Source organism: Cereibacter changlensis JA139, from assembly GCF_003034985.1.
GTDB classification, from domain to species: Bacteria; Pseudomonadota; Alphaproteobacteria; order Rhodobacterales; family Rhodobacteraceae; genus Cereibacter; species Cereibacter changlensis.
On sequence record NZ_PZKG01000185.1, the window covers coordinates 1 to 6316 of the forward strand.

1 protein-coding gene and 1 pseudogene are annotated in these 6316 nt (G+C 71.2%); both read right to left on the reverse strand.

The window, feature by feature from the left end; all coding sequences use genetic code 11:
- A pseudogene (locus C5F48_RS21200) lies at positions 1–3282 on the reverse strand (hypothetical protein); the annotation flags it as partial.
- Complete coding sequence (locus C5F48_RS21205) at positions 3213–6269, reverse strand: beta strand repeat-containing protein (RefSeq protein ID WP_107665759.1); 3057 nt, start codon at positions 6267–6269, stop codon at positions 3213–3215. The pseudogene C5F48_RS21200 and the gene C5F48_RS21205, both read right to left, overlap by 70 nt.
- Positions 6270–6316 lie beyond the last annotated feature (47 nt).

The window sequence follows — 6316 nt, forward strand, 5'->3', positions numbered from 1 at the left end:
GTCGTCGCCGTAGGAGCCATCGTCGGTGGCGGTGATCTCCGTCACCCGGCCCTGAGCGTCGAAACGGATCAGGCCGCTGTCGGCCAGCACGAAGCCACGGCCCTCGCCGGTATCGATGCGGTCGTCGCCGGAGCCGGCGAGCACCCGGTCGTCGCCGGAACCGAGCGTGATCACGTCGGAGCCGCCCTCGGTCACGCGCAGGGCGCGGAGTTCGAGCACCGAGCCGGTGTCGAAGGCGCGCTGCACTCCTGCCGCCTGGAAGATGACGCCGTAATCGGCGACCACGGTCTTGCCGAGGCCCGTGCCGAGGATGGTGTCGTTGCCGGCGGCGGTCAGCGCGTCGCCGGTGCCGGCGTCGAAGCCGGCGGCGGTAACGTCCTGCGCGGAGACCACGGTGATCAGCTGGCCGGTCAGCAGGTCGAGCCGGATCGAGGCGTCGACCCGGAAGCCGTTGTCGCCATAGACATGGTCGGCGCCGTCGCGGGCGTCGATCCGGTCGTCGCCGGAGCCGCCGGCGATCTGGTCGCCGTGGTCGGAGCCGGTCAGGCTGTCGTCGCCACGGCCGCCGTCGATCACCACCGAGCCTGTGGCATGCGTGAGGTCGATCAGGTCGTCGCCCGGGTTGTCGAAGGCGCGGGCGTTGCCGGTCGCGGTCACGCCGCGCATGTCGTAGCGCATCCCGTCCTGGGCGGTGTCGCCGAAGACCACCAGCGCCCGGTCGGCGCCGCCGGTCAGCGCCTGGCCGGAGCTGTCGGCCACGGTGCGGATCGTGTCGGAGCCGCCGCCGCCATGGATCACGGTCAGCGCGCCCTTGGCGGTCGAGGCGATGTCGAGCCGGTCGTCGCCGGAGCCCAGCATCAGCTCCACCACCTCGAACTCGGCATAGGAGATGCCGGCGGCATAGGTGACATAGGTCGGGTCGAGGTCGCTGCCCATGTTGAGCGTGAGGCCAGCCGCGCCCATGCCGAAGCCGGAGAGGTTGGTCTCGGTCAGGGTGCCGCTGTCATCGGTGACCGAGCCCGCGGCATAGATGTCGAGCCGGTCGGTCTGCCTGGTCTCGTCCACCGAGACGACGACCGTCGGCAGCGCCGCATCGGTCTCGGTCGGCAGCATCACCCCGGCGGTGAGGCTGCGGTCGACGCCCTCGCCGATGCCGCCCCAGATCTGCAGCGGGCCGCGGATCGCCGAAAGCTCCTGCGGTTGCAGGCCCGGCGCCAGCACCGGCTGCGGTGTCTGGGTGAGCGTGCCGTAGGAGAGCACGATCTCCACCGGCTGGTCCCAGTCTTCGGGGCCGAAGGTCACGGTCTGCGTGGCGGCGTCGAAGCGCGGGTCGCTGCTGGCGGCGATGGTCTGGCCGTCGGTCGCCACCGAGACGGTGACGGCGGCGGTCGGCTGTTTCGACAGCGACAGCGTGTAGCTGTCGCTCTGGCCCGGGCGGACGGTGGTCGCGCCGTCGCTTTGCGTCACCACCACCGAGCCGCGGTCGTTGTCGGTCACCGAGGCGACCACGGTCACGTCCGGCGCGCGGTTGAAGGCGGAGCCGTCGAGATCGGAGCTGACGCCGAAGGCGAGCACATGGCGCTCGCCGTTCTCATAGGCGGCGTCATCCACCGCGGTCACGATGACCGTCTGCGGCAGGTTCCAGTTGGTCGCGTCGAAGGTCAGCACCGCGCGGTCGAGCGTCACGTCGAGCCCGAGGTCCTTGGCGGTCAGCGTCACCGTCTCGCCCGCCGCCGGCGGCCGCGACAGCGAGAGGCTAAGCGCCTGCCCGGGCTGACCCTCGGCCAGCACGATCTGCGAGACATTGCCGCCGACCACGGCATAGGCCAGGTCGTCGTCGAAGACGGTGACATCGACATCCTGCAGCACGCGCGAGGCGGTCACCTCGCCACCGCCGGTGACGGAATGGCTGATGACCACGTCGCGGGTCCCCTCCGCCGCGACATCCTGCGGGGCCGTGACATAGACGGTCTGCCACTGGTTCCAGTTCGAGGCGTCGAAGCCCAGCACCACGGCCGAGGCGCCTGCGCCGGGCGCCGCGCCGACCAGCACGCTCTGCGCCGAGCCGGTAGCCTCGCTCTCGCGGTCCTGGGTCGAGGAGCGCGCCGCCGAGACGGTGAGATAGGCCGCCGCCGAGATCGCCTGGGTCAGGCGCACCCGGTAATAGCCGCCGACGCCGCCCTCGGTCAGCACCGCGAGCCCGCTTGTGTCGACTTCGAGCAGCGACGAGGCCGGGTCCGCCACCGAGACCGGCAGCGGCGGCACATAGGCCCCGGCATAGGCCGGATCGGTGGAGGCGACCGAGTGGTTCACGGTGCCCGCCGTGGCCTCGCCGGACCCGGCCGAGATGATGTCGGTCATCACGTCGCCGCCGACCGAGAAGGTATCGGAGCCGAGGCCGCCGATGACCCGGGTGGCGATGCTCTCGTTGGTGGAGAGGATGTAGAAGTGGTCGTCGCCCTCCATCCCGTCGATCTCGGCGACCTCGACCCCGGCGAAGCTGATCGACAGGCCGGCGCCGTAGATGCCCTGATCGGTGATCAGGAAGGAATCGTCGCCCTCGGTGCCGAGCACGGTCACCGTGTCTATGCCGTTGCCGCCGTCGATGTTGACCGGGGCGTTGATGTTGTAGAGGAAGCTGTCGTCGCCGCCGCCGCCGAGCGCATCGGCCGCGCCGCCGCCGGCGACCGCATCGGAGCCTTTAAGCAGGAAGGCGCGGATCACGAAGTTGTCGTTGCCGTCCTCGCCCATCAGCCGCAGATAGGCCTTGTTCGAGTAGACCCGGAAGGTGTCGGCCCCGATGCCACCATAGACCAGCATCGGCAGCGCGTTGCCCTGCGACAGGAAGCCCTGGGTGGTCTCGACCGTCTCGATCTCGTCGCCCGGCGCCACCTGTCCGGCGCCGCGGTCGGCCCCGAACATCTGGCCGATCTGGAAGAAGTCGTCGCCCGCGCCGCCGTCGAGAGTGAAGAGCGTGGCGGTGTCGTCGACATAGTAGCGGTCGTTGCCCGCCAGCCCGTTGACGATCACCCGGCCGTTGATCGAGGCGTCGTAGTTGATGCGCTCGACCGCCGGGGTCAGGCCGCCCTCCGCGTCGCTGTTCAGCAGCGCCACGAAGTTGCGCCGCACCAGCACCTCGTCATCCGCGCCGTCGCGCAGGTTCAGGGTCAGGATGTCGGCCCCATCGCCCGCCGCGCCGCTGTCGGCGAAGGTCAGGAGATACGAGACCGGCGCCGCGCCGCGGTTGACGATGAACTCGTCGGCCCCGCCCTGGCCGTCCACGAGGTAAGCCCACGCTCGCCGGCCGGTCGTTCAGCGCGGTGAGCACGAAGAGATCCTCGCCGCCGCCCGAGCCTCACGGCGACGTCGCCGGTGATCTCCTCCGGCGTCAGCCGGATCACGTCGGCCTCGCCGCCGCTCTGCAGGCTGATGTGGCTGTCCGAGATCCAGCGCCCGTCGAGGGTGAGCACGCCGCCCGCGAGATCGCCGGCGAAGAGCGCGGTGTCGAGGGTGATCGCCAGGCTCTGCGCCCGGGTGGTGGCGCCGAGCCCGAAGAGCGCGCTGTCGGCGAGATCCAGCGTCATCGCCCCCGAAGCGGCCATCCGCGCGCCCACCCCGGTGAGATCGAGGCTCCGCGCCCTGACGGCAAAGCCGCCGGAGAGGGCCTGGAGCTCGGCCTTGGTGACGGTGAGCGCCGAGGTGTCGATGGCGACGTGGGCGGCTGTAAGCGAGGCGCCGTCGGTGAATTGCGCCGAGGTTTCGGCGGTGATGCTCGCCGCACCTGAGGCCGAGAGGCTGGAGCCCGAGCCGGTGACGAGGACGGTATCGGCGGTGATGGTGAATGCGCCCGAGGTGGCGGAGAGGTCGGCCTTGGTGACGGTGAGCGCCGTGGTGTCGATGGTGATGCGGGCAGCGGTCAGGGAGGTGCCTTCGGTGAAGGTCACCGAGGTCTCCGCCGTAATCGACGCGGCGCCGGAAGCCGAGAGCTTGGCGCCCGGGCCGGTGACGAGCACGGTATCCGCCGTGATGGCGAATGCGCCCGAGGTGGCGGAGAGGTCGGCGACCGTCACGGTCAGGGCGAGGGTGTCGATCGCGATGCTGGCAGCGGTCAGCGACGTGTCTTCGGTGAAGGCCACCGAGGTGTCGGCGGTGATCGACGCGGCGCCGGAAGCCGCGAGGCTGGCGCCCGAGCCGGTGACGAGCACGGTATCCGTCGTGATGGCGAAATCGCCCGAGGTGGCGGAGAGGTCGGCGACCGTCACGGTCAGGTCGGTAGTGTCGATCTCGATGCTGGCAGCGGTCAGCGACGTGTCTTCGGTGAACTCCACCGACGTTTCCGCGGTGATCGAGGCTGTCCCGAGGGCAGAGAGTGCGGCTCCCGAGCCAGTGACGAGGACGGTATCCGCAGTGATGCCGAGGCCACCGGTGGTGGCGGAAAGGCCCGCCTCGGTGACGGTGAGCGTCGTGGTATCGATGGCGATGCTTCCTGCCGTCAGCGCGGTGTCGGAGCCGAAGCTGACCGTGGTCGCGGTGGTCAGGGTCGCTGTGTCGGAGGCGGTGAGGGCGGCGCCCGGGCCGGTTACCGTCAGGCTTGCGGCGTCGAGGCTCAGGGCGCCGGAGCGGCTGGCGATGGTCGCGCCGGTGAGGGTGACCGCGCCGGCGGCTTCCAGCGACAGGTCGCCAGCGGCCAGCGAGACGTCTGCCGAGAGCGCGAGTGCGCCACCGGAGTGCAGGCTCAGCCGCTCGCCGGCGCCGCCCGTGGTCACGGAAAGCGCCTGCGTCAGCGTGAGGTCGCCGCCGGTGACGATCCGCGCCGAGCCGGTCGCCGTCGAGGCCACCGTCAGCTGCAGCGCGTCGGCCTCGGCGAGCCAGAGCCCGCCGGTCACGTCGAAGCCCAGCGTCTCCACATCGGTGGCCAGCGCCGCATCGGCGGCGCCAAAATCGCCGGAGGTCACCCGCAGATCGGTCGTGGTGATGTTGGCCCGGGCCGCCGTGCGGTCCCCGGCGCTGCGCCCGTCGCGCAGCGCGCCGGCGAAGCCCAGAACCACCGTGGTGGCGGCGGTGATCCGGTCGATTTCCGCCCCGCCTTCGCTGCTCAGGAACACCCGGGTCACCGCCTGGGCGATCAGCTTGCCGCTGGTCAGGATGTCGAGCGACTGCGCGGCTCTGCCGATGTCGCCCGAAAGGCTGGTCAGCACCAGATCGGCGGCGGAGAGCGTCGCGCCCCCGGCCCCGAAGATCGAGTTGCGCGCCTCGATGCTGGCGTTTCCGGTCACCGCGAGGTCGCCGCCCAGATCGAACAGGCCGAAGTCGACGAGGGTCAGGTCGCCGCCGACCCGGCCGGAGATCCCGCCGGTGAGGTCGATCTCGATGGCGTTGCCCGCCGCGCCGACATCGCCGCCGATGTCGAGCACCAGCGCCCCGGCGTCGATGTTCACCGCCGCGTCGGCGTCATCGGCGAACTGGTCGGTGAGGTCGCCGCCAGCGGTCAGGGTGACCGTGCCGGCGGCGGTGAGGCCGCCGATGACCATGTCCTGCCCGCTGGAGATCGACAGGTTGCCGCCCGCGAGCGCCTTCTCGACGGTGAGGGTGGCGCTGCCGGTCTGGGCCACATGGGCGTCGCCGCCCGATTGCAGGATCAGGCTGGTGGCGCCGCCGAGGGCGACGCGGAAGGGGCTGTCGCTGCTGCCGATGCCGCCATCGGCCACCAGGCTGAGCCAGCCGGTCGCGGTCGCCGCGGCGGAGCCGGCAGCGATGTCGTAGAGCGAGCCGGTGGTGACGATCTGCAGCGTCGAGCCGGCATTGGCCCCGCGCACGTCAAGCCGGTCGCCGTCATGGCCGATGCCGATCCGGCCCTCGGCCGCGAGCGTCACCGTCACCGTGGCGCCGTCTGTCAGGGCGCGCAGGTTCACGTCGTCGAAGGGCTGAGCCGAGACCCGGACCACGGCGGTCAGGTCGGCGATCAGGTCGCCCGCCGAGAGGCTGACCGAGGCCGGGTCGTTGGCGAAGCTGCGGATGCCGGTGACTTCGGCAAAGCCCTCGGGCGCGTCCCAGTTCACCGCGTTCGGGGCGACGCCGGTCGCGGCGCCGCTGCGCAGGAACAGCCGGTAGGTATAGACCGCTTCGCCCTGCCCGCCCGTCCAGATGCCCCAGACGGCGAGGATCTCGCCCTCGGCCACCGCCACGGCGGCGGCGTCGGTCTTGCCGGCGAAGACCAAGGAGACCTTCTGGTAGTCGCCGGAGAAGCTCGCCGGCTGTTCGGTCAGCACGTGCCGGAGCCGGTGTAGCGGTAGAGCGCATGCACCACGTCGGCGAT